The following is a 22995-nucleotide window of genomic DNA, read 5'->3' on the forward strand; positions in this document are numbered from 1 at the left end:
GCTTTCTGACGGCGCGTTACTTGTTCCGCGCGGCCTGAGCAGCTTGTGCCTGCGCAATCAGGTCCACTTTCTGAACCTTGACGGTTTTGATCTCTTTATCGAGAGCCTTGATGATCTCATCGGTGATGTCCCGCTTGTCATCGGCATAAACAACGGCGCGACGCTCCAGCAGCACAGTGGCTTTTTTCTTCTCGAGGATCTTTTTCACGACAGGCTGCAGGCTGGCATTCAGCTCAGCCAGCGCACGGGCTTCGGCTTGGGAGACTTCAGCCTGCTTGATCTGGCTCAGCTGGCCGACCTGCTGGGCGCGCTGCAGGAGGGCCTGATAGCGCTTGGCGAAATCGTCCTTGGACAGGCTGTCTTTGGAGGCTTCGAGCTTCTTGCCCTCTTCCTGCACCTTGACGCCTTCGGCCTTCACTTCAGCTTCTGCTTCAGCTGCCAGCACTTTGACCTGATCAGAAATGGATTTCCCGGCCTGGGACTGGGTCAGCAGCTTGCCTTCGTCGATGAACAGGATGACTGAATCCTGCGCGATTGCCGCCGTTGATACGCCAGCCATGGAAACGGCAGCGATGATCGCGGCCATGAATGTCTTGAACTTGGTCATTTTAAATCCTTTGCCCCTGCTAGATTAGGCTCGATGCAAGGAAAACGCCGAGCGACACGCTTGTACAGGCCAGAGACGTGTCAGCCCCATGAATTTTCCGTGAATGTGGCAATTAAACTAGAAATTGCCGCCTGCGCTGAACCGGAAGACTTGCTCTTCGTCGTATTCTTCTTTCTTCAGCGCCTCGGCGATATCGATCTGAACCGGCCCGAATGGAGAACGCCAGTTGATCGACACACCCGCGGTCACGCGGAGGGAGAAGTCATCTTGAACAGGTTCGTTCTGGATGCCGTCCGTCCGGTCACCGTAATACTCGCCCCAATTGGCGAGGTCGTTGTTCAGCAGCTTGTCTTCTTCGTCGATGATACCAACGGCGCCAAAGTCACTGAACAGCGATGCGCGGATACCGTATTCTGGTGGCAACGGCAATGGCAGGCGCGCCTCAACCGAACCGATCGCATAGGCACGCGCACCAATGGCGCGGTCGTAGCCCGATGATGGATCGAAATAGCGAGGACCGACACCGGCCACGTCAAAGCCGCGGAAGCCGCGGTTGCCGCCTTTGTAGAACCGGTCATTCACGCGAATGCCGTCATCACCGAAGCCGTCAATATAGCCGACGTCGAATTTGAGCGCGCCGACCAGATCATAGGGCAAAGGCCGATAGGCCGACCCGCGTGCCGTGGTGCGCAGATATTGCACGTCACCGCCGAGACCTGCGAGGGCCTGGGACACGTCGAAGAACCAGCCGCGGCTTGGGACAAGCGGGTCATTCCGCTGGTCAAAGCGCATGGTGTAGCCGACCTGGCTCGTCAGGAAGTCACCGCGGCTTTCGCAGGTTGGATCCAGTGAACGGGAGACGAGGTTACAGACGTCCGTCGTCAGGACCTGGCCCGACGTGCTCGGCGACAGGCTGAAATCAGTGGTGCCCGTCAACAGATAGTCGGACGGATCAGCCCCTGTAGGGATCGTTACGCTCGTCCGGCGGTCCAGCAAGATGTTGTCCGATCGCAATTGATAGGACAGGCTGAGGGAGCCGAATTCAGATACCGGGAAACCAAGATTGGCACCGGCACCAACCGTGTCGGCGACATAGCCAGCTTCTTCGTAATCGGTCTTGTTCGCGAACAGCGACAGGCCGGCATTCAGGCGACGGCCAAGGAAGAATGGCTCTGTGAATGACAGACGCGCCCGCTGTGTCCGAGACGAAGCCTGGAAGTCCATGAGCAGATACTGGCCACGACCGAGCAGGTTCCGCTGTTCGATCTGGAAGTTCAGAATGAACGCATCAGCCGACGACAGACCGGCGCCCACCTGGAACGAGCCCGTAGACTGTTCGGCAAGCGCTACGTCCAGAACGGTCCGGTCAGGCGCAGACCCTGGCTGTTCTTCAATCGTGACCTCGGAGAAATAGCCAAGGCCCTTGATCCGACGCTCTGAGCGGTCAACCAGAACGCGGTTGAAGGCGTCGCCCTCGGATAGACGCATTTCGCGACGAATGACGTGATCGAGCGTCTGCGTGTTCCCGCGGATGTTGATCCGTTCGACGTAAACGCGCGGACCCTCGTTCACTTCGAACGTCACATCGACGGTCTTGGTCTCAGGGTTACGGGTCAGCTGTGGGCGAACATCGACGAAGGCGTAGCCAGCGACACCGGTGGAGTAGGTAATGGCCTCTTCGGCCTTTTCCATCAGTTCGGAGTTGAACTGGTTGCCCGTCCGGATAGGAATCACACGCTCGAGATAATCCCCTGGGATTTTGGCCAGGGTCGTGCGGACGTCAATCTTCCCGAACTCATATTGCGGGCCTTCTTCAACCGTGAAGTTGATGAAGAAGTTTTTCCGGTCAGGTGTCAGCTCAGCCACGGCAGAGACAACGCTGAAGTCAGCATAGCCCTGCTTGGTATAGAAATCGCGCAATTGCTGACGGTCATATTCAAGACGGTCAGGGTCGTAATTGTCGTTGGACTCGAACAGGTTCCACCAATTGCTCTCAGCCGTCAGGATGGCCCCGCGGAGTTCCGCGTCAGAGAAATGCGTGTTGCCGATGAAGTTGATCTTGGCGACGCCAGTCTTTGGCCCCTCTTCGATCTCATAGATGATGTCGACCCGGTTCTGCGGCAGCTCGACAATCTTCGGCGTCACGGTAGCGCCGAAGCGCCCGCTGCGGCGGTAGACCTCGATAATACGCTGGGTGTCAGACTGAACCTTGGCGCGCGTGTAGACCGAACGGGCCTCCAGCTGCATGTCCTCGGTCAGCTTGTCCTCTTTCGTCGCGCGGTTGCCCTCGAACAGGACCCGATTGACGATAGGGTTTTCAAGCACGTTCACAACGAGCGTGCCGTTGTCATAGACCATCTCGGCATCGGCAAAGAGGCCGGTCGCGAACAGGGTCTTCAGCCCAGCATCAATGGTAATCTGGTTAATCGGCTGGCCCGGACGAATGGGCAGATAGGACCGAACCGTCTCAGATTCGATGCGCTGGTTCCCGCGCACGACGATCTGCTGGATAATCGGGGCCTGCTCCGGCTGCGCTTCCGCCGCAGGGGCCTGGGTGGTCTGCGCATGCCCCGCCAGCGGAACCATGCCCATCGCCGAGCCACACAACAGCATCAGCCCAAAACTTTTCTTGCCGATTCCAGCCATCCCGATCCGTCCCATTACCCGCGTTACCGCACTAACAAGTGTTATCGCGTTACTGTCCAAAGCCCAACCCTAGAAGAGTTGAACCACATCATTAACCACGACGAAAATCATCAACGATCCCACTAGCGCAAGACCGATGCGAAAACCAATGCCCTGCACGCGGTCGCTCAATGGACGTCCTGCCACGGCTTCATAGCCGTAGTACACGAGGTGCCCGCCGTCCAGAACTGGGACAGGCAGCAGATTGAGGAAACCGATCGAAACCGACATCAGGGCTGCCAGCTGAATAAAATTGGTCAGGCTGGTCAGGACGCGCGCCGTCAGCGGCGCTTCCACCTCAGCATCAAACCCCGATGACACTGCCTGGCCTGCATATTGGGCGATCTTGACCGGCCCACCGAGCTGGCGCGGATCTTCCCGCCCCGTCACAAGCCGGCCGAGATAGACAACTGTCGTGTCGAGGACGCTGCCCACCTGCTGCACCCCCCGCCAGGTCGCGGTGATCGGATTGTAGCGGATGAAGACCGGATCATCGGCGCTGAAAGAGATCCCCGCGCGGCCTGCGCTCACGGTGTTGCCAAAGCCGTCCGTCATTTCCGTGCGTTCCGGTGTCAGGACGAGCGGAACGGTCGCACCGTTGCGCTCGACGACGATATCCAGCGGGCTCTCCGCCGACAGACGGACGCGCATCTGGACATCATTGAATGATTTGACCCGGTGGTTCTCGATCCGGACGATACGATCCCGGGGCATCATCCCCGCCTCGGCCGCTGGGCTATCAGCGACAACCTCCTGGATCACCGGCTGCAGATACCGCTCACCGATCGTGGAATACAGCGCAGCAAAGATCACAACCGCGAGAATGAAATTGGCAAACGGACCCGCGGCGACGATCAGCATGCGTTGCCAGACCGGCTTGAAGTGGAAGCAGACGCGTTTTTCCTCAGGCGTCAGCAGAGATTCAAGCTTCGCCTTTTCGGATTTGAACTGCGTACCGGACTGCTTTTCCTCACCTGCATCTGCACCGGCAGAGGCAGCATTGGCATCACCAAAGAACTTCACATAGCCGCCGAGCGGAACGGCCGCGATTTTCCAGGCCGTGCCCCTGCGGTCGATCCACTGGGTCAGCGTTGGTCCGAAGCCGATGGAAAAGGTGTCGACCTTCACGCCGCACAGGCGCGCGGTTTTGAAATGGCCGTACTCGTGCACGAAGACGATCAGCGGCAACAGAACGGAAAAGGAAGCCACCGAAATGATGACCGGCACCAGAAAATCCATCAAAACCTGTCCATTCTATTCGTCGCCCGATCGCGTAGACCGTTCTGACCTTGTGCCCCAGCCGCCCGAGGAAATCCTGTTAAAAGGTCTCCACGCCGCGACGATCGGCGCATACTGCCCAAGCTTTGCCTAGCGGCCAAGGCTTGCGATCCGTTTCAACGCAATTTGTCGGGCCAGCGCATCGGCGGCGAGGACCGCTTCGAGGTCAGTCGACAAACCGTCTGGCCGCGCCTCTTCAAGGCAGAATTCGGCAATATCGGCGATATCAAGAAAACCGATCCGCCGCTGCAAGAACGCTTCAACGGCGATTTCATTGGCCGCATTCATGATCGCAGTGGTCAGGCCGCCGGCCTTCAGCGCCTCCCGCGACTGCCGCAGGGCCGGGAACCTGTCCTCATCGGGCGGCTCGAAGGTCATGGTGCCGATCTGGGCCAAGTCCAGAGGCTTGGCGGGCGTCGGCACGCGGTCGGGCCAAGCCAGCGTCGATGCAATCGGAATGGTCATGTCCGGCGTGCCGAGCTGGGCGAGGACAGAACCGTCGACATAATCGACCATGGAATGGATAACCGACTGAGGATGGACGAGCACGTCAATCAGGTCATGGGCGACAGGGAAGAGATAGGCCGCCTCGATCCGCTCCAGCCCCTTGTTCATCATCGTGGCGCTGTCGACGGAAATTTTGGCGCCCATGGACCAGTTCGGGTGCGCCACCGCCTCTTCCGGCGTCACGTTTTTCAGACTGGCCCGGTCCCGTTGACGGAATGGGCCGCCGGACGCGGTGAGAATAATTTTCCGCACGCGGTGGGGGCGCTCAAAATCGAAGACCTGAAAGATGGCATTATGCTCACTGTCCACAGGCAGGAGCCTGCCGCCGCCCCGCGCCATCGCGGCCAGCACCGCGTCACCGGCACAGACGAGACATTCCTTGTTGGCAAAGGCGATGTCGGCACCGCGCTCCGCGGCGGCCATCAAGGGGCGAATGCCCGCCGCCCCGACTATCGCCGCCATGACCCAGTCGGCGTCCATCTGCGCCGCCTCGACCACCGCGTCGGGACCTGATGCGGACTGAATCCCCGTACCAGCAAGGGCCCGTTTGAGGGCGTCGCCGCTGTCCGGATCGCATACCGCAGCAAATTTTGCGCCTGCCCGAATGGCTGCTTCCGCGAGCTTTTCCGCATTGGTGTTGGCCGTGACGGCCACGACCTCAATCTCAGCATCGCCCGATGCGCGCGCCGCCGCGATCAGTTCCAACGTGCACAAACCAACGGAGCCCGTGGCCCCGAGTACGGTCACTCGCCTTTTTACGGTCATTCGATCTCTATCTTTATCAAGGCCATCAACTCTGCCGCAGAACCATGATGAAGGCCAGCGTCAGCGCAGCGACGATGAAACCGTCCAGCCGGTCCAGCACACCGCCATGACCAGGAAAGGCACCGCCTGTGTCCTTCACGCCGTAAGCCCGCTTCAGGGCGCTTTCCCCCAGATCACCAATGATTGTGGAGATCGACAGCGCGATCCCGAGGGCCAGCAGTGCCAATGGTCCGAATGGCAGGGCGGTCAGAATGCCCAAGGCAACGGCCACCGCGCCGCCGCACAGCACGCCGCCGATCGCTCCGGTCCACGTCTTCCGCGGCGAGAGGGCCGGGCAAAGTTTCGGGCCCCCAATGAACGTGCCGGCGAGATAAGCGCCGCTGTCAGTCGCCCACACCACAAAGAACAAAAGGAGGGTCAGCGCCCGCCCCTCCTCCGGATCGTGGCGTATATAAAGGGCAGCGATTGCGGGCAGGAGAAGATAGACGGCGCCGACAAACGGCCAGGACACGAACGGCTTGCCGCGCAATTCGAGCAGCGTGGCCAGCGCGCCGCCCCCCAGCGCAATGCCGGTCGCGGTCAGATACGATCCGCCCGCGGCAAAATAAACCATGGCAATCGCCGTCACCGACAAGGTGTAGAATCCGCGCGAAAACTCAGCGCGATCGACAATGCGCGCCCACTCGAAAATGAGAATGATCAGGACAAATGCAATCGCGGCCGAATAGGGTCGCCCGCCCCAATAGACGATCGCCATGGCGAACGGCATCAACATGGCCGCCGTAACGACGCGCGCCAGCAGCCCCTTCAACCGCTTGGGCGAAGGCGTCTTGGAAACCGTATCGTCAGAAGGAAGGATAAGAACCGGCCGTCAACTCAGAGTGAAAGGTTCACTCTATCTGCCGGGAATGGTCACAGAACGAAAGACCTGGGCGACGACGATCTGCCGATATCAGGCAGCCGATGGATTGGCCCAGCGCGACACGACCGAACGGCCCTCCTTGTCGACGAGGCTGATCGCCTCGAGTTCACGTAAGAAGCGTTTTTCGGTCAGCGGTTTTGTCAGGTACCCATCCATACCGAGTGACAGGCAATATTCGCGCACCCCGTTCATGGCATCGCCCGTAAGCGCCAGCACGGGAACGGCCCCCCATTCCTCCCCCGATCGGCGGATCGCTTCGACGGTATCAGGACCATCCATGACCGGCATGTGCATGTCGAGAAGCACCACATCGATGTCGAATTCCTTCAGCATCTCCAGTGTCTTCTCACCATTTTCCGCTTCGAGGACAGTGACGCCATAAGGTTCAAGAAACAGTCGGCACAGCATGCGATTGAGCGGCTGGTCGTCCGCCACCAGTATCGTCAGCGCACTCATCATGCTCGACAGTCTATCCCGCAGGCATGGCGACTTGTTCTGGGTGGCGGCGCCTGGACTGACGGCCCCGGCCAAGAAAGTGAAGCTGAACACGGAACCCCGGCCAGGTGTACTTTCGGCGGAGACTTCGCCCTCCATCAGTTCGGCGAGCTTGGCGACGAGGGAGAGGCCAAGGCCCGTGCCATGAACGACGGTCATGGCCGTGCCGTGAACCTGCTCAAACGGGCGGAACAGGCGGGCAATGGTCATGGGATCCATCCCGATGCCCGTATCCCGCACACTGATCTTCACAGTGCTGCCGGATTGTCCCGTCGCCACCACACGAGCCATCAGCTCAATCGTGCCCGACTTCGTGTATTTGATGGCGTTCGACAGAAGATTCGAGATGCACTGCTGTGTACGGACCGCATCAAAGCGCAGTTTCTCAGGCACATTGTCATCCACCTGAAGCGTCAGCACGATGCCCTTTTCATTGGCCTGCGGCTGCCACAGCGTCGCCTGGTGACGGAGCACATCCGTCAGGCTTTCTTCTGTCGGCACGATGGAGAATTTGCCTTCCTCGATTTTCGACATGTCCAGAATGTCGTTGAGGAGGGTCATCAACCCCTCGCACGACGCAAGCACCGTATCGACTTTCTCCGTCTGGTCGGGCGTCAGGGTCGTGCGATGCAGGGACTCCGCCATGCCGTAAATGCCGTTCAGCGGCGTACGGATTTCATGGCTGATATTGGCAAGAAAATTCTGGCGCGTTCGCGTTTCGGCACGCGCCGCGCTTGCCTCCTCCCGCAACGTGTCAACATGCAGCATTTGCGTCGTGATGTCAGCGAATGTCGAGATGACATATTGCATCACGCCAGTCGCCACGTCCCGTATCGGGCGCGCATTGATCCGTAGCCATCGGGATTCAAGCCGCGGATTCTGGACGCTAAGGACCGCGTCCGTAACGGGCATGCCTGTACGCAGGCAGATCATCGCAGGATGGTCCCGCATCTCAACGGGCTGACCCTCTTCATCTGTCATCTGCCATTTCGGATCAATCGATTTGGCGCCGACCATATCATCGAGGGACAGGCCCAGAATTCTCGCCGCAGCCTCATTGCAGCTGACAATCTTGCCTGCCGCATCATTGACGATCATGCCTTCATACATGTTGGAGAGCGCAAGGGTGCGCAGTCGGTCGAGGTCTGCGGGCCGGGTCTGGGCCGCGCTCGGAATGGGCTGGCCCCGCAGGGCTGTACGGGTTTCAATGAATGTCGCCACCATACTGGCGAGACGGCGCACCTGCGAGATCTCATCCACCGTCCATTCCCGGGGCGTCTGCGATATTGCCGCCAGTGCACCAATGCGAGCTCCGCCGGACAGTTCGATCGGCACGCCAAGATAGCCGCGTATGCCCGGCTCACCGGTGACATATGGGTTAGCGCTAAAGCGCTCGTCCGTGACTGTATCAACAATCGTGAGCGGATCGGGCGTCTGGATCGTGACGGTACAGAAGGAATCGCCCCGGCAGGTTTCTTCCAGATCGACGCCGCGCTTGGCCTTGAAGACCTGACGATCCTCTTCAATCAGTGAAATGACGGCGATGGGCACCTGACAGATGGCCATGAGCTGCTCAACCGCATCCTCGAGAAAAGGCTCTGGCCCCGGCGACGACAGGCCCGTGTCAGCCAAGGCTGCAAGCCGCTTCTCTTCTGATATTGCTGCGTTAGGTGATGTCACCCGCTGCTCTCCGCCAGTTCCTTGGCGCAAGCTTTAACAATCCTGCATTAACGCGCTCCAAATTGACGCGGTAAAAACACCATAAAGTCCGATAGGAACTTTTTGAGGTATCCGGACAATCTTTTGTTTACCAACGGGCAAGGCGCGGCAGGATGAGCCGGGCTGCCAATGTCACGATGAATATACCGCCGCCATACCAGGCCGCTAAATACCACAGACTGACAAAGGGGCACTGCAGCGAGTAGATAAATGCCCCCCATGTCCCGCCAGCAAGGCCGACGAGAAGCGCGCTCTGCCCCGGCTGCACACTGGCGCCGCGCATCATCAGCAGGCTGAGAACAAGAATCAGCGGCAAGGCCAGAGCAAGGATACCCGCGACACAGGCCGATCCGTGCTGAGGCGCAAAGGCAGCAGAGAGACTGCCCGCCAGCGACCAGTCAAACCCCATCAGCGCAAGAAGGAACAGGACCGCCGACATCACAGCTGTAAAGGGCCCAATGCGCCGTGCAGACGGACCGAACGAATAAAGCGCCATCAGGGTAAAGCCGATCGTGCCCGCCCCCAGAAGCGCCATCTTGAAAATGGCACGCGCCGGGTCCCACAGCAGTGCCTGCTGAAACCCGTCGCCCAGGACAAGAACGTATGTTCCGGCAAACTGAACCAAAGCGATGGCAATGACAGCAAGGATCTCGCGCGATACGCGGCGAGGCCGGACGGGCTCAGCGGTTGCCACAAGGCTGTCGATGAAAGGAGAGCTACTCATAGGATTTCTCAAGATATTTGATCAGTTTCTTCCTGGCGCGGTGGATGTTGACTTTGACCAGTGACGCACTCTGGCCGGTCATGATGGCAATTTCCTCAATCGATCGCCCCTCCACCTTGGCGAGGGTCAGCGCCTCGGCCTGCGCTTTGGGCAGGTGTTGGATCACCCGTTCCAGGACAATCCGTGCCAGGACGCTTTCCTCGTGACATTCAAACCCATGGACGTCCTGCAGTTCGTCTTCTTCGGCCCGGTAAATGGCGCGCAGCCGATCGAGCCATTTAAATCGAGCGATGGCCACGAACCACGGCGCGAAGGGTCGTGACGGGTCATAAGTGTGACGTTTGCGGTGCACGGCCAGCAACGTTTCCTGCACCACGTCATCGACCTGATCAGGCACAAGGCGGGTGGACAGATACCGTCGCAACCATGTCTGACAGGCAACCAGCACCTCGTCATAGGCACGCCTGTCCCCCCGCTGGGCCAATGCCATCAATGGACCGCAGGGGTTCAGGTCGATCATGCCTGATGCCGATCGCTGTGTGTCCAGCTGCACAACCTGCATTTTTGCGTCCTGCCCTCCGCTGACCGACGCCAGTTCGTCGACCTTTGTCATCGGTATTCGCCCCCAGTTGCAGGAGGTTACACGGACCAGCCAAAAATCGGGAAGAGGTCCTGCTGCATTACCGCGTGTAACCCTTCCCGCCCGCTGACCGAATCACGGGTCATGGCAATATCGCCAAGGAGAGGACCACCATAATGACACATCGCAGTATTCTGTCAGCTTTGGGCGCCGTCGCAGCAGGCCTGGGCCTGTGCGCGAGCACTGCCCATGCCCTGCCCGTCACCATCAGCATCACCAACAATAGCGAGGCGGGCGGATTAAACCTGACACCGCTCTTCATCGCTTTTCACAATGGCGCCTATGATGCGTTTGACGTCGGCGCGGGGGCATCGGCTGGCGTCGAGCTGATTGCTGAAACAGGCGATGCCTCAGGGGCAATGGCGGAGGCTTTGGGCGCCGATGCGAATGCCCTGACCGGCGTTATCACGGCACCGGGCGGTTTTGCCGGTGCACCGATCATTGAACCTGGCGAAAGCGCGAGCTTCACCTTCGATGTCAATCCGATGACCCAGCGCTTTCTGAGCTATCTGTCCATGGTCATCCCGTCCAACGACACGTTCATCGGCAATGGCAGCGCCCTTGAGGTGTTCAATGCCGCGGGCGCCTATCTGGGTGACCGCACATTGATCATCGACGGCAACGCGATCTGGGACGCCGGGACAGAGGCAAATGACCTGAATGATGGCGCTGCGTTTGTCGTGGGTCAGGATGCAGCGGGCGGAATTGAGACGATGGATCCCGTAGCGCTCAGCAACGGCATTGCCGCGATGGCTGTGGCATTGCCCACGGGTGATCTGATGTCACCGGCGCTGGCCAATTTCTTTTCGGACCGCAGTGCCTTCAGACTGGCGACAATCTCGATTTCCGCAGATCCGGTCCCCGTCCCGGCCGCGCTCCCGCTTTTCGCCGCAGCGCTGGGCGGCGGTGCATTCTTCCGTAAGCGGCTTAAAAAATCGGTCTAACTGGCGACGTCTTCCGGACGCGCCCCGAAACGGCGTGTCCGGCGACGGAAGGTATCGACCGCGAACATGAACTGGTCGCGGTCAAAGTCCGGCCAATAGCAGTCAAGAAAGACAAACTCCGCATAGGCGGCCTGCCACAACAGAAAATTTGACAGGCGCTGCTCGCCTGATGTCCGGATCACCAGGTCAGGATCGGGCGCATCGCCCGTATCAAGGGCCAGGCCGAGCGCCGTCTCGTCAATGGCAGCGGGGTCAATCTCCCCGGCTGCAGCGCGCGCTGCCAGCTTCTGCACGGCACGGACGATTTCGTCCCGGCCGCCATAATTGAATGCGATCTGCAGTGTGTGGCCTTTATTGTCCGCCGTGCGCTGTTCGGCGTCGATGACCAGCTTCTGGATATCGCTCGGCAGCGCATCGCGGTCACCGATGATTTTGACGCGAACATCCTCATCGGCCAGCTTCACGAGGTCCTGTTCAAAGAACCGCCGCAGCAGGTTCATGAGGTGCTGAACCTCCCAGTCGGGACGGTTCCAGTTCTCGGTCGAAAAGCTGTAGAGGGTCATGTGGGAGAGGCCGAGTTCCTTGGCGGCGTCCACAGCGCGCCGGGCGGCCTCCACCCCTTCCTGATGCCCCTTCAGGCGGGTGTGCCCCCGCTCTTTCGCCCACCGGCCATTGCCATCCATGATGATGGCCACATGGCGAAGGGGCTTTTCTTCAGGCGCGGCGTCTTCCCCACCGAGCTTGGCAAACATCCGTCCTGCAAATCTTTTCGCCGACATGATGGCTCACCCTTCCCGTGTTCGACACCGCGCTCGAAGCGGTAACCTTACACCTGCATGATTTCGGTTTCTTTAGCAGCGTGCATTTCGTCGATGACCTTCACCTTGGCGTCGGTCAGTTTCTGGACCTGTTCGCCCATCTTCTTCTGATCGTCCTCGGGCATGCCGTCGGCTTTCTTGATCTCATCCATGCCATCGCGGCGAACGTTGCGGACGGCGACCTTGGCGGCTTCCGCATATTTGCCAGTCATTTTGGCAAGATCGCGGCGGCGTTCCTCGGTCATTGGCGGCATCGGCACGCGCACGGTCTGACCGTCAGTGACAGGGTTGAGGCCAAGGCCGGAGTCGCGAATCGCTTTTTCGACCGCGCCAACAAGGCCCTTGTCCCAAACCTGGACGGACAGGGTCCGCGCATCCGAAACGCCGACCGTCCCGCACTGGTTCAGTGGCATGTCGCTTCCATAGGCATTCACCATCACCGGCTCCAGCAGGGTCGCTGTCGCACGCCCGGATCGCAGGCCGGCATATTCCGTTTTCAACGTCGCCAGTGCGCCATCCATGCGCTTTTCGAGTTCATTGAGATTGGGGCCATCGGACATGGGATGCTTCCTTAGTTCATTTTTTGGAATCGAGGCGGCCTTATGCCCCAAGGCGGGCCGCAAAACAAACCGTTCATTTCCGCAAGCCGGCCGCGGCAGGGGACATCAATTGTCGGAGATGACCGTAAACCGGCCTGAGCCCGTCAACGCGCCATGGATCCCGCCGTCGGCGAGGGAAAACACAACGATCGGGATGCCGTTTTCACGCGTGATGGCGATGGCGGCCTGGTCCATCACCTTCAGGTCCTGCTTGAAGACATCCATATAGGTCAGATGGTCGAAGCGCTCGGCGTTCGGGTCTTTCTTGGGGTCGGCGGAATAGACGCCATCAACCTGAGTGCCCTTCATCAGCGCGTCACAGCCCATTTCAGCGGCGCGCAGGGCGGCGGCGGTGTCCGTGGTGAAGAATGGGTTGCCAGAACCGGCAGCGAAGATCACCACAAGGCCCTTGCTCATGTGGTGCAGCGCACGGCGCCGGATATAGGGCTCACACACAGCCGTCATCTCGATAGCTGACATGACCCGGGTCTCGACCCCGATGGATTCAAGGGCGTTCTGAAGGCCGAGCGCATTCATCACGGTGGCGAGCATGCCCATATAGTCGGCGCTGGCGCGCTCCATGCCCTTGGCGGCCATCTGGAGACCGCGGAAAATATTGCCACCGCCAACGACGATGCAAATTTCCATGCCGAGGTCCCGGGCCTGCTTCACCTCTTCCGCAATCCGTTCCACCGTGTCGAGGTCGATACCGAATTCCTTGGATCCCATCAGGGCTTCGCCGGAAATTTTCAGACAGACACGCTTGTAGCGGGGGGTCGAGGAAGAAACGCTCATCGGGGGCCTCACCAGAATTTTTCGGCGCATACCAGATGCTTCCCAGATTGGCTAGCGCTTCAAGTCAGCTCTTTGGGAAACAGCAAACAAATAGGACGCGGGAAGAGTGCCCCCTCCCGCGTCCATCCATATACGGACAAGTGGAAGGGCGCCTGCCGCCCTCCCCTCATCATCAGGCTTTTGATGCTGCAATCCATTCATCGACGCGGCGTTCCAGCAGGGACAGTGGCAATGCACCGCCGCCCAGCACCACATCATGGAAATCGCGGATGTCGAACTGCTCACCAAGTTCCGTGCGGGCTTTTTCGCGCAGCTCGAGAATTTTGAGCATGCCGATCTTGTAGCTTGTGGCCTGGCCCGGGATGACGATGTAGCGCCGCACCTCCGACTGGATGGTTGTGCGGGAGCGGGCCGAATATTGCTGGGCGAACGCGATCGCCTCTTCTTCTGTCCAGCCCTTGGCGTGCAGGCCCGTATCGACGACCAGCCGGATCGCCCGCCACATTTCTGAAGAGAGCCGCCCTGCGTCAGAATAGACATCAACGTAGGTGTTCGGCATCTCCTTGGCGAGGTACTCCGTATAAAGCGCCCAGCCTTCAATATAGGCAGTCGAGCCATATTGCGTGCGGAACTGCGGCACGCTGTCGAGTTCCTGCGCGATCGAAATCTGCATGTGGTGACCCGGCAGCCCCTCGTGATAGGCGATCACTTCAAGCTGGTTCTTCGGCATCGACGTCATGTCAGACAGGTGAGCATAGTAGACGCCCGGGCGAGACCCATCAGGGGTGCCGTTGAAATAGTGCTGCGCCGCGCCGTCCTGCTCCCGGAACGCCTCAACACGCTTCACGACCAGATCAGCCTTCGGCAGAATGCCGAAATAATTCGGCAGCTCGGCCTTGATGTTGTCGATCGCCGCCGTGGCATCGTCAATATAGGCCTGACGCCCTTCATCCGTGTCCGGATAGTAGTTCCACTCGGCTTCCTTGATATAGGTGACGAAGTCTTCGAACGTGCCGTCGAACTCGGCCTTTTCCTTGAGCCCGTTCATTTCAGCCGTGAGGCGCTCGATCTCGCTCAAGCCCAGCTGATGCACCTCTTCGGGGGACATGTCGGTCGTCGTGCTCTGCTGCAGGCGATAGGCATAGTAGGCCTGGCCGTCCGGCATGCCGCCAATACCGCTCGCTTCCTCCGGGGCGTTCGCCAGGTCATCCTCAAGGAAGGTAATGATGCGGCCATAGGCCGTCGCAACCGGACCAACGAGCGCCGCTTCGACCTTTTCGGTCAGCTCATCCGCCTTGGCTTGATCAATCGTTCCAGCGTCGAGGAGAGCCGCGATCTTGGCCTTGGCATCCGCATAGAGGCTTGAGTCATCGCCCTCATCGAACGGCGCGCCGGAGATGATCTTCGCGCTTTCTTCCCGCACGATCTCATTGGCAAATTTCGGTGAGTGATAGCCGGTGTCGATCGCGCTTTCGCCCCGTGCGATCAGTTGCACAACCGCCGGGTCGATCGCCTCGAGACGGGCGATGTAGGCTTCCATGTCGCTGAGCGTGTCGACCTTGTGGAAATTGATCAGATAGGTCGGAAACAGGGAATGGATCCCGGTCATCTGATCGAAAATGAATCCATGATCGATAAAGGCAAGGCCAGCCATCGCCCGGTCTGCCTGATAGGTCCACAGATCGTAGGACATCTTGGCTTCGTCATCGAGCGCGTCATAGTCGAACTGCGCCGCCATTTCGTCGGCTTTTGCCTGAAGCCACTCAGCCTCGTCGCGGCCAGCCGCGGCAGTGAAATCGTCCCACTCGTCATAGCGTTCCTTGCGGCCCAGAGACGTCAGGGTCAGCGGGCTGCGCAGGATCTGCTCTTCATAAACGACATCGAACCAGGCGTTCAGCCGTTCGCTTTCAGACTGAGTCGCCTCGGCGGACGCAGCCGCCGTTTCGGTGGCAGTCGTTGAAGACGGTTGAGAGGTGCCGCTCTCGCCGCAGGCCATCAGGAGGGGAATGAGGACGAGAAGGCTCGAACATGTTCGGGTCATATACAATTCCAGTCTATTTATCGATGAACAGTAAAACGCGCCTCGCCCCATGGGAAGAGGAGGCATGAAAAAAGCCGGCCTCCAATGAAGACCGGCTTTCTTCTAGCGAGGCTCAGTGATCTCAGCCCTTGTTCATGGCAGCAACTTCTGCAGCGAAGTCGCTTTCTTCTTTCTCGACGCCTTCGCCCAGCTCCATACGGATGAAGCCTTTCAGCTCAGCGCCTGCATTCTTGGCGACGTCCTTGATGCGGGTTTCGCCGTCAATGACGAAGACCTGTTCAAGAAGAACACTTTCTTCGTAGAATTTCTGCATGCGGCCTTCGACCATTTTGTCGATGATCTGCTCAGGCTTGCCAGAAGCGCGGGCCTGTTCGGCAAGGACCGATTTCTCACGCTCGACGACGGTGGCATCAAGATCATTGACCGACAGGGCCAACGGACGCGAGGCCGCGACGTGCATGGCGATCTGCTTGCCGACCGACTGCAGGGCATCCGCGTCACCAGCAGACTCAAGTGCCACGAGGACGACGATCTTGCCGGCCTGGTCTGCAATCTGCGTGTGCACGTATGGAACGACGACGCCCTGGCTCACGGACAGGCTGGCGCTGCGACGAACGGACATGTGCTCGCCGATCGAGCCCACCATTTCGGTGATGTGGTCCTCGACGGATTTGCCAGCGCCGGGATAGTCGGCTGCTTTCAGCTTCTCGATGTCACCATCGACGCTCAGCGCCACATCGGCGATGTTGGCCACCATATTCTGGAATTTCTCATTCCGGGCCACAAAGTCCGTCTCGGAGTTGACCTCGACGACCACGCCTTTATTGCCGTCGACCGCATAGGCGACGAGGCCGTCAGCCGCGGTACGGCCAGCCTTTTTTGCCGCTTTCGACAGGCCTTTTTTCCGCAGCCAGTCGACCGCAGCTTCGATGTCACCATCGTTTTCCTGCAGCGCCGTTTTACAATCCATCATGCCAGCGCCGGTTTTTTCGCGCAGGTCTTTCACCATCGAGGCGGTGATTGCAGCCATTGGGGTCTCCTTGGGTTCGTCTCGTTATTGAACGAGGGAAATCTGACCGGCGCCTTTGGTCCCAAACGTGCCTCGCGGTCAACCCCAACCTGTCCAGGAACAGGTAAAGGGCACCCCCTTGCCGTGAGCAGGAGGACAACATATGTAAGCTTCGCGGTGAGAATCGGCGCTGTTAAGGTTAATTACAGCGCAATTATCTGCTAAATAGCTGTATTCTCAACAAATTGCTAAAATATTTGCTCATTTTGTGTTTTTTGTGGACCCAACGGTGCTATTATTGCGTTGTTACGACAAGACATGCCGTAGGGGGTCCCACCGCGCGGTCTGTCGTATTCGAAACCCGCAAGTGAGAAGTAAAGTACTATGAAACATCTGAAATCCCTTACAACTGCGGCAGTCCTCGGCCTGGCCGCTTTCGCTGCTGCTCCAGCTGCCCAAGCTGCGGTTGTGGTCACTGACACTGACGGCGTTGGCACGCCAATGCTGAGCCCAAGCTCTGCCGTCAGCATTCGCAACAGCTCTGTTGTCACGTCCGGCTCGCTGGTCGCTGCTGACAACACTGGCTCGTTCATGACGGGCGCATTCCTGGGCAACGTCCAGATGTCGATCGACGTCAACGACACTACAGGCTTCCCAGCTGGCATCCGCAACTTCACCGTCGAGTTCTTCGGTGATGCTGCGCAGACCATTTCGCTGTTCGGCCCAATCACGCTGACCGACGATTCCGGCGCTGAATTCGACCCAGCTGCACTGTACAACTTTGCTCTGCCAGCTGGCACGGAAGTGTTCTTCCAAGTCACGGGCATTGGCCAATCGGTGAACGCAGCCTTCACTGGCGACTACAACATCCGCCTGCTGGCTGATGCTGTGCCAGTTCCTGCTGCTGCCGTTCTGTTCGGTACAGCAATTGCTGGTGCCGCAGCTGCACGTCGCCGCAAGAAAATTGCCTAAGTCGTAGTCGTACCCTCAGGGGTGCGGTAAAGGCTAAAAGCTTCAAGAGGGTCCGGTTCGCCGGGCCCTTTTTTGTTGGGCGGCCCTGAATGCAGAGATGGCTCGCAGCGTTAGCCGATCCGATTGCGTGCGGGGCGGCGCCGAGACAAAAGCTGCCAATAAAAAAGGCGCCCCGGAGGGCGCCTTTTCGACACATTATATATAGGCGTCAGCGAGGCTTATGCGCCCTGCTGCTTTTCTGCTTCCGCAGCAGCAGCGTCCGCCTGCTCAGCGGCCACTTCTTCTGCAGCGTCATTGGCAACCATGCCCTGCTCGGAAGGCGCGCCCATCATGGCCGCTTCTTCTGGCAGCTCTTCCAGCTCACCAAGGTCCGCGCCCATGGCGACAGCCGAAGCGCCGATGCCGTCGACAACTGCGTCAGCAACCAGGTTGCAATACAGGCTGATCGCGCGGCTGGCGTCGTCATTGCCAGGGATGATGTAGTCTACGCCTTCTGGCGAACAGTTGGTGTCGACAACGGCGACAACAGGGATGCCAAGCTTCTTGGCTTCCTTAATGGCGATGTCTTCCTTGTTCACGTCGATGACGAACATGATGTCAGGCAGGCCACCCATCTCACGAATACCGCCGAGCGACAGCTCAAGCTTCTCGTGCTCACGGGTCATCTGAAGCTGTTCTTTCTTGGTCAGCCCTTTGGCGTTCCCTTCCAGAATTTCTTCAATGGCCTGCAGGCGGCGAATGGAGTTCGAAACCGTTTCCCAGTTGGTCAGCGTGCCGCCGAGCCAACGGTTATTCATGTAGTACTGGGCGCATTGCTGAGCGGCTTCAGCGATCGGCTGCTGGGCCTGACGCTTGGTGCCAACAAACAGAACGCGGCCACCACCGGCAACAACGTCACGGATCTTGACGAGGGCCTGGTGCAGCAGAGGAACGGTTTGGGAAAGGTCGAGAATATGGATGCCCGAACGATCGCCGAAGATATACGGCGCCATGCGAGGGTTCCAACGGTGGGTCTGGTGGCCAAAGTGCACGCCAGCTTCCAGTAGCTGACGCATTGAGAATTCAGGCATCGACATAGCGAGCTTCACTCCTTCGGTTGAGCCGCCGCGGGGAGGAAGTGACGTTCTTCCCGAAGGAAGCGGCCCGTCACCACCGAAGTATGTCCCCCGCGTGGGGATTTATAATGGCGCGCGAGTACAGCAGGGATGCGGGGTTGGCAAGGAAATTATAAATCAACGTGTCGTCGAACTGTCCGCGCATTGAACGTCGGTCCAATCAGCGGCGAGGCGCAATTCACCAGTGTTCTCGTCGATTTTGCGTACGCTGAAGCCCTGCGCCATCAAGATCGGTGCGCCGAGCAGGCTCGTTATCCCGTTCGGCGCGTCTTCTTCTCTACTATAGACGACGTTAGCCATGACTTGGATGCCGGCGACACGCACGGACACGCTTTGAAGTTCGACGCCATCCGATACCCCGCTGACATGAGCATATTGAACAACTTCATGTCCTGCTTCTACCAGCTGGTCGAAGCGGCGGTCGTCATACACAAGGAGATCGTAGCCGGATCCGGTGTCCACGAGGGCATCTCGTAGTAGACGGCCTTTCACGGAGACGTTTTGCTCCAGCACGGGTCCACGTTTGCGGTAGACGACAGGCACCACAATATCTGACGCGGGCCAGCAGTTTGCCGGGGCCAGAAACAGTCGGTCTGTCGAGGCGTCACCGCCCAAAGTGAATCTGACGAGGGCGTCGTTGCCGATAACTATTCCCGGGGAAGCGCCCGCCACCAGATTATCCCCCACCACCAATGGAACGGTAGAGGCCATGAGGTAGCTGTAGGTCAATGCCGCACCTCGAAATAACACTGTCGCATTGCTCAGGATGGAGGCTTCTTGCCTACGCCCGCGTGCACCGTTGAACCGGACGGCGACAGTGTCCTCCTTCGCTGCATCTGCCTCCAACAGTTCTTTATTTAATAGCAACGATCGCTCTGCACCCGTATCAAATAAGAACCATGTCTTGGTCGTTTACACGATCAGTGGTGACGGCAAATATCGAAGAGGCTGCAGCAAAAGTAACGACACGCTCTTGCCGAACGGTTGCTACCAAAGAGGGTGCAACGGGCTGCACGGTTGAACTGCATGCGCTCAGGAACACGGCGACGCATACCGACGCGAACAATTTATCGGACAAAAGTCGGTCACCCTTTCTGCGTGCGTACCAAAATGTGAACTCAATGAGCCTGAGCCAAGGCCGTCTTCGCGGTCAACTATCTGCTTGTCGCCCTTGACTGATTTCCTTCCCGCCCCTTGCCATGCGTCCCTTCTCCACCCTACGCTTTCCCCAGACAAACCGGCGTCAGACCGGTCAGGGGCAACGAACGGGAGTACGCCATGGACGGCAGTTGGGGCGCGTTTGCATCCAGTGCGGATGAAACGACAATTTCACAAAAAGAGGCCGCGCGGTTCCTGCTGCAGGCGCAGTTCTCGGCCCGGCCCTTGGAAATCGCCGAAGTGCAGCGCTTGGGCTTTGACGGCTGGCTCTCCGAACAGTTCAAGGTCAAGCCGGGTCAGAGTGGCTCGGACTGGCTTGATGAAGCCGGCTATGGCGCCATCACACCGAAGGGTGAATATTTCTGGCCCATGATGGGCGACCATATGGCGTGGAACCAGTTCCTGACCGCGCCGGACCAGGTGCGGCGCCGCACCTCCTTCGCCCTGTCGGAATTCTTTGTCGTCTCCCTCAACCCGATCGAGGGGTTCTGGCCGCCCTACATGATCGCCGGGTACTGGGACATGCTGAACCAGCATGCCTTTGGCAATTTCCGCGACCTGCTGGAGGCCGTGACGCTCAATCCCGCCATGGGCATGTACCTGAACACCAAGGGCAACCTGAAAGAAGACAAGGAGACCGGCCGCGAGCCCGACGAGAATTACGCGCGGGAGATCATGCAGCTGTTCACCATCGGGCTTTATGAACTGAACCCCGACGGCACACTGCGCCTTGATGCGAATGGCCAGCCGATCGAGACATACACGCAGGATGACATTGTCAATCTGGCGAGAGTGTTTACCGGCTACGACCACAATTTCGACAATGTGACCAAGCACGATGTGGACTGGCTGAGCTATCCCGTGCCGAGCACAGAGTTCTGTCGCGACTCGATGAAGGTGACGCGGGCCAACCACTCCTATATGGACGTGACCTTCCTTGGGCTGACCATTCCGGGCGGAACGGATGCCAAGGTAAAACTGGGCCAGGCCCTCGACCATCTGTTCAACCATCCCAATACCGGACCATTCTTCAGCTATCAGATGATCCAGCGTCTGGTGACCGGCAGCCCCAGCCCTGCCTATGTCAAACGGGTGGCCGATACCTTTGCTGATAATGGCAAGGGCGTACGCGGCGACCTCAAGGCCGTCTGGCGCGCTGTCCTGATGGATCCCGAGGCGCGGGCCATGCCAGGAACAGACGGCGCGATTCTGGGCAAGGTGCGCGAACCCGTGCTGCGCCTGACCCAATGGGCGCATACGGTGGGTGTGAAATCCGAGAACAACAAATGGGAGATGCACAGCACGGCGCGTGACGACCGGTCACTGGGCCAGAGTCCCCTGCGCGCGCCATCGGTCTTCAACTATTTCCGTCCCGGCTATGTGCCGCCGCAAACGCAGATGGCGAAGGAGGGGATCGAAGCGCCGGAGTTTCAGATCCACAATGAGAGCTCCACCGCTGGCTATATCAATTTCCTCAGTTGGATGATCAATACCGGCTATAACGATGTGAAGCCGACCTATGACCGGGTACCAGACCTGGGCACTGATGTCTCAGCGGTCATTGACTGGCTCGACCTGCACATGACCGCAGGGCAGCTTTCCGATGAGACCAAGCTGGTGATGACTACCGCGCTGGAAAACGCCGGACAGAATCAGGAAGTGACGCCGAAGCTGAAACGGCAGATGTGGGTCGCCGCCCTGATGCTCGTCATGGCGTCACCAGAATACATCATTCAGAAATAGGCGGGAGACGGACAATGACATTCATACCCAAAGGCCCGATTTCTCGCCGCGAACTGATCCGCCGCACCGGTCAGCTTGGCATGATGGGCGCAGCTGCGCCCCTCGCCCTTCAACTCAACGGTCTGGCCAATGCCGCCGCAGCGGGCGCGACCGATTACAAGGCGCTGGTCTGTATCTTCCTCTATGGCGGGAATGACTTCGGCAACACGGTCATCCCGGTCGATCTGGCCAATTACGATAAATACCACGCCATCCGGGGCGGCAGTGATGGCCGTCAGGCGGGCGGGATCGCCTATGGCCATGATGAGATCCTGCCCATGGCTCTCAAGCCGGTAGCGCAACAGACCCTGACCGATGATATTCAGTATGCGCTGAACCCGAACCTGAAGGGCATGAAGTCCCTGTTCGACCACGGCCATGCGGCCATCCAGCTGAATGTCGGCCCGCTGATCACCCCGCTGACCCTGGCGCAATATAACAACCCGAACAAGACAGCCTATCCCCTGCCGCCCAAGCTGTTCTCCCACAATGACCAGCAGTCGGTGTGGCAGTCGCTGGGCAGCGAGGGCTCAACCGTCGGCTGGGGCGGACGGCTGGGCGACATGGTCCTGGATGGCAATGATGAATCGCTGCTGACCTGCATTTCGGCCAGTGGCAATGCTGTCTTTGTGTCCGGCAATGACGCTCTTCAATATCAGATCAGCCCGGACGGGGCGATTGCCATCGGCGCCATCAACAATCCGGCCGTGCCGGAATCCATCCGCGATGCGATGAAATATCTGATCACGCGGCCATCGGACCATATGCTGGAGAACGAATTCGCAAAGGTCACCCAGCGGTCCATCCGCATGGAAGGCATCGTCAATGGCGCGTTGAACCGGGTGCAGATGAACACGCCGTTTGACACCTCGCCGGGTGACAATGAACTGGCCGACCAGATGAAGATCATTGCGCGGCTGATTGGCGCACGGAAGGCGTTTGGGGCGAAGCGCCAGGTTTTCTTTGCATCGCTTGGCGGGTTCGATAATCACGATCTTCTGATGGAGAACCACCCCGCCCTCCTCGCCAAGATCGATGAGGCCATGTCCTCCTTCTATGCGGCGACGGTTGAGCTTGGCGTTGCCGATCAGGTGACCGCCTTTACAGCGTCCGATTTCGGCCGTGCCTTTGGGCGCAACGCGGACGGATCGGACCATGGCTGGGGCGGCCACCACTTTGTCGTGGGCGGCGCGGTCAAGGGCGGCCAGTACTACGGCACGGCGCCCCATGTGTCCCTTGAGACAGAAGACCAGGTGGGACAGGGACGGCTGCTACCCTCCACGGGCGTGGATCAGTTTGCCGCAACCCTGGCCCGCTGGTTCGGCGCCTCTGCATCGGATCTGCCGGACATCTTCCCGAACATCGGGAATTTTTCGGACACGGACCTCAAGTTCATCTGATCCCGCTTGCGCAAATCTCG

General features: G+C 59.2%; 19 protein-coding genes. 4 read left to right on the forward strand and 15 right to left on the reverse strand.

The window, feature by feature from the left end; translation table 11 throughout:
- Positions 1 to 16: 16 nt before the first annotated feature.
- The 8 genes from RUI03_RS11425 to RUI03_RS11460 form a co-directional block, all read right to left on the reverse strand.
- Positions 17 to 607: an OmpH family outer membrane protein gene (locus tag RUI03_RS11425; protein ID WP_317287592.1), complete on the reverse strand. Its 591-nt coding sequence runs from the start codon at positions 605 to 607 to the stop codon at positions 17 to 19.
- A 117-nt stretch (positions 608 to 724) separates the two neighbouring features.
- Positions 725 to 3253: an outer membrane protein assembly factor BamA gene (gene bamA, locus RUI03_RS11430; RefSeq protein WP_317287593.1), complete on the reverse strand. Its 2529-nt coding sequence runs from the start codon at positions 3251 to 3253 to the stop codon at positions 725 to 727.
- A gap of 69 nt (positions 3254 to 3322) precedes the next feature.
- Positions 3323 to 4531, reverse strand: a complete 1209-nt coding sequence (locus tag RUI03_RS11435; RefSeq protein WP_317287594.1) for a M50 family metallopeptidase — start codon at positions 4529 to 4531, stop codon at positions 3323 to 3325.
- A gap of 129 nt (positions 4532 to 4660) precedes the next feature.
- Complete coding sequence (gene dxr, locus RUI03_RS11440) at positions 4661 to 5842, reverse strand: 1-deoxy-D-xylulose-5-phosphate reductoisomerase (RefSeq protein WP_317287595.1); 1182 nt, start codon at positions 5840 to 5842, stop codon at positions 4661 to 4663.
- Positions 5843 to 5867: 25 nt separating this feature from the next.
- Positions 5868 to 6617, reverse strand: a complete 750-nt coding sequence (locus RUI03_RS11445; RefSeq protein WP_410795871.1) for a phosphatidate cytidylyltransferase — start codon at positions 6615 to 6617, stop codon at positions 5868 to 5870.
- A 177-nt stretch (positions 6618 to 6794) separates the two neighbouring features.
- The gene (locus RUI03_RS11450) at positions 6795 to 8939 is read right to left on the reverse strand and encodes an ATP-binding protein (protein WP_317287597.1); all 2145 of its coding nucleotides are present in this window, start codon (positions 8937 to 8939) and stop codon (positions 6795 to 6797) included.
- 127 nt (positions 8940 to 9066) lie between these two features.
- Positions 9067 to 9702, reverse strand: coding sequence for an NrsF family protein (locus tag RUI03_RS11455; protein WP_317287598.1), 636 nt, complete (start codon positions 9700 to 9702; stop codon positions 9067 to 9069).
- A complete protein-coding gene (locus tag RUI03_RS11460; protein ID WP_317287599.1) occupies positions 9695 to 10315 on the reverse strand; it encodes a sigma-70 family RNA polymerase sigma factor in 621 nt (206 codons plus the stop codon). Before RUI03_RS11460 ends, RUI03_RS11455 begins: the two co-directional genes overlap by 8 nt.
- Before the next feature lie 143 nt (positions 10316 to 10458).
- Here RUI03_RS11460 and RUI03_RS11465 point away from each other — a divergent pair, with 143 nt between their 5' ends.
- Positions 10459 to 11286, forward strand: a complete 828-nt coding sequence (locus RUI03_RS11465; RefSeq protein WP_317287600.1) for a spondin domain-containing protein — start codon at positions 10459 to 10461, stop codon at positions 11284 to 11286.
- Here the strand turns inward: RUI03_RS11465 and RUI03_RS11470 are convergent.
- The 5 genes from RUI03_RS11470 to tsf form a co-directional block, all read right to left on the reverse strand.
- Complete coding sequence (locus tag RUI03_RS11470; protein WP_317287601.1) at positions 11283 to 12065, reverse strand: isoprenyl transferase; 783 nt, start codon at positions 12063 to 12065, stop codon at positions 11283 to 11285. The two genes, RUI03_RS11465 and RUI03_RS11470, sit on opposite strands and share 4 nt — an antisense overlap.
- A 47-nt stretch (positions 12066 to 12112) precedes the next feature.
- The gene (frr, locus tag RUI03_RS11475) at positions 12113 to 12664 is read right to left on the reverse strand and encodes a ribosome recycling factor (protein WP_317287602.1); all 552 of its coding nucleotides are present in this window, start codon (positions 12662 to 12664) and stop codon (positions 12113 to 12115) included.
- A gap of 105 nt (positions 12665 to 12769) precedes the next feature.
- On the reverse strand, positions 12770 to 13498 hold the full coding sequence (gene pyrH / locus RUI03_RS11480) for a UMP kinase (protein WP_317287603.1): 729 nt from the start codon (positions 13496 to 13498) through the stop codon (positions 12770 to 12772).
- A gap of 172 nt (positions 13499 to 13670) precedes the next feature.
- The gene (locus tag RUI03_RS11485; protein ID WP_317287604.1) at positions 13671 to 15539 is read right to left on the reverse strand and encodes a DUF885 domain-containing protein; all 1869 of its coding nucleotides are present in this window, start codon (positions 15537 to 15539) and stop codon (positions 13671 to 13673) included.
- 121 nt (positions 15540 to 15660) lie between these two features.
- A complete protein-coding gene (gene tsf / locus RUI03_RS11490; RefSeq protein ID WP_317287605.1) occupies positions 15661 to 16569 on the reverse strand; it encodes a translation elongation factor Ts in 909 nt (302 codons plus the stop codon).
- 363 nt (positions 16570 to 16932) lie between these two features.
- Between tsf and RUI03_RS11495 the strand changes: the two genes are divergently transcribed.
- Entirely contained in the window at positions 16933 to 17520 is a 588-nt protein-coding gene (locus RUI03_RS11495) for a VPLPA-CTERM sorting domain-containing protein (RefSeq protein ID WP_317287606.1), read from the forward strand.
- 218 nt (positions 17521 to 17738) lie between these two features.
- Here RUI03_RS11495 and rpsB read toward each other — a convergent pair whose 3' ends face one another.
- Together rpsB and RUI03_RS11505 are read right to left on the reverse strand one after the other, a co-directional pair.
- Positions 17739 to 18596, reverse strand: a complete 858-nt coding sequence (gene rpsB / locus RUI03_RS11500; RefSeq protein WP_317287607.1) for a 30S ribosomal protein S2 — start codon at positions 18594 to 18596, stop codon at positions 17739 to 17741.
- A 156-nt stretch (positions 18597 to 18752) separates the two neighbouring features.
- Entirely contained in the window at positions 18753 to 19502 is a 750-nt protein-coding gene (locus RUI03_RS11505; protein ID WP_317287608.1) for a hypothetical protein, read from the reverse strand.
- Positions 19503 to 19913: 411 nt separating this feature from the next.
- Here RUI03_RS11505 and RUI03_RS11510 point away from each other — a divergent pair, with 411 nt between their 5' ends.
- Positions 19914 to 21536, forward strand: a complete 1623-nt coding sequence (locus tag RUI03_RS11510) for a DUF1800 domain-containing protein (protein ID WP_317287609.1) — start codon at positions 19914 to 19916, stop codon at positions 21534 to 21536.
- 14 nt (positions 21537 to 21550) lie between these two features.
- Positions 21551 to 22975, forward strand: a complete 1425-nt coding sequence (locus RUI03_RS11515) for a DUF1501 domain-containing protein (RefSeq protein ID WP_317287610.1) — start codon at positions 21551 to 21553, stop codon at positions 22973 to 22975.
- The last annotated feature ends 20 nt before the right edge of the window (positions 22976 to 22995 follow it).

The organism is Parvularcula sp. LCG005 (assembly GCF_032930845.1).
In the GTDB taxonomy this organism is placed as follows: domain Bacteria; phylum Pseudomonadota; class Alphaproteobacteria; order Caulobacterales; family Parvularculaceae; genus Parvularcula.

Coding starts and splice junctions, on each gene's coding strand:
- RUI03_RS11425 (WP_317287592.1), bottom strand. CDS start 607: ATGACCAAGTTCAAGACATTCATGGCCGCGATCATCGCTGCCGTTTCC.
- bamA (WP_317287593.1), bottom strand. CDS start 3,253: ATGGCTGGAATCGGCAAGAAAAGTTTTGGGCTGATGCTGTTGTGTGGC.
- RUI03_RS11435 (WP_317287594.1), bottom strand. CDS start 4,531: ATGGATTTTCTGGTGCCGGTCATCATTTCGGTGGCTTCCTTTTCCGTT.
- dxr (WP_317287595.1), bottom strand. CDS start 5,842: ATGACCGTAAAAAGGCGAGTGACCGTACTCGGGGCCACGGGCTCCGTT.
- RUI03_RS11445 (WP_410795871.1), bottom strand. CDS start 6,617: ATGTTGATGCCGTTCGCCATGGCGATCGTCTATTGGGGCGGGCGACCC.
- RUI03_RS11455 (WP_317287598.1), bottom strand. CDS start 9,702: ATGAGTAGCTCTCCTTTCATCGACAGCCTTGTGGCAACCGCTGAGCCC.
- RUI03_RS11460 (WP_317287599.1), bottom strand. CDS start 10,315: ATGACAAAGGTCGACGAACTGGCGTCGGTCAGCGGAGGGCAGGACGCA.
- RUI03_RS11465 (WP_317287600.1), top strand. CDS start 10,459: ATGACACATCGCAGTATTCTGTCAGCTTTGGGCGCCGTCGCAGCAGGC.
- RUI03_RS11470 (WP_317287601.1), bottom strand. CDS start 12,065: ATGTCGGCGAAAAGATTTGCAGGACGGATGTTTGCCAAGCTCGGTGGG.
- frr (WP_317287602.1), bottom strand. CDS start 12,664: ATGTCCGATGGCCCCAATCTCAATGAACTCGAAAAGCGCATGGATGGC.
- pyrH (WP_317287603.1), bottom strand. CDS start 13,498: ATGAGCGTTTCTTCCTCGACCCCCCGCTACAAGCGTGTCTGTCTGAAA.
- RUI03_RS11485 (WP_317287604.1), bottom strand. CDS start 15,539: ATGACCCGAACATGTTCGAGCCTTCTCGTCCTCATTCCCCTCCTGATG.
- tsf (WP_317287605.1), bottom strand. CDS start 16,569: ATGGCTGCAATCACCGCCTCGATGGTGAAAGACCTGCGCGAAAAAACC.
- RUI03_RS11495 (WP_317287606.1), top strand. CDS start 16,933: ATGAAACATCTGAAATCCCTTACAACTGCGGCAGTCCTCGGCCTGGCC.
- rpsB (WP_317287607.1), bottom strand. CDS start 18,596: ATGTCGATGCCTGAATTCTCAATGCGTCAGCTACTGGAAGCTGGCGTG.
- RUI03_RS11510 (WP_317287609.1), top strand. CDS start 19,914: ATGGACGGCAGTTGGGGCGCGTTTGCATCCAGTGCGGATGAAACGACA.
- RUI03_RS11515 (WP_317287610.1), top strand. CDS start 21,551: ATGACATTCATACCCAAAGGCCCGATTTCTCGCCGCGAACTGATCCGC.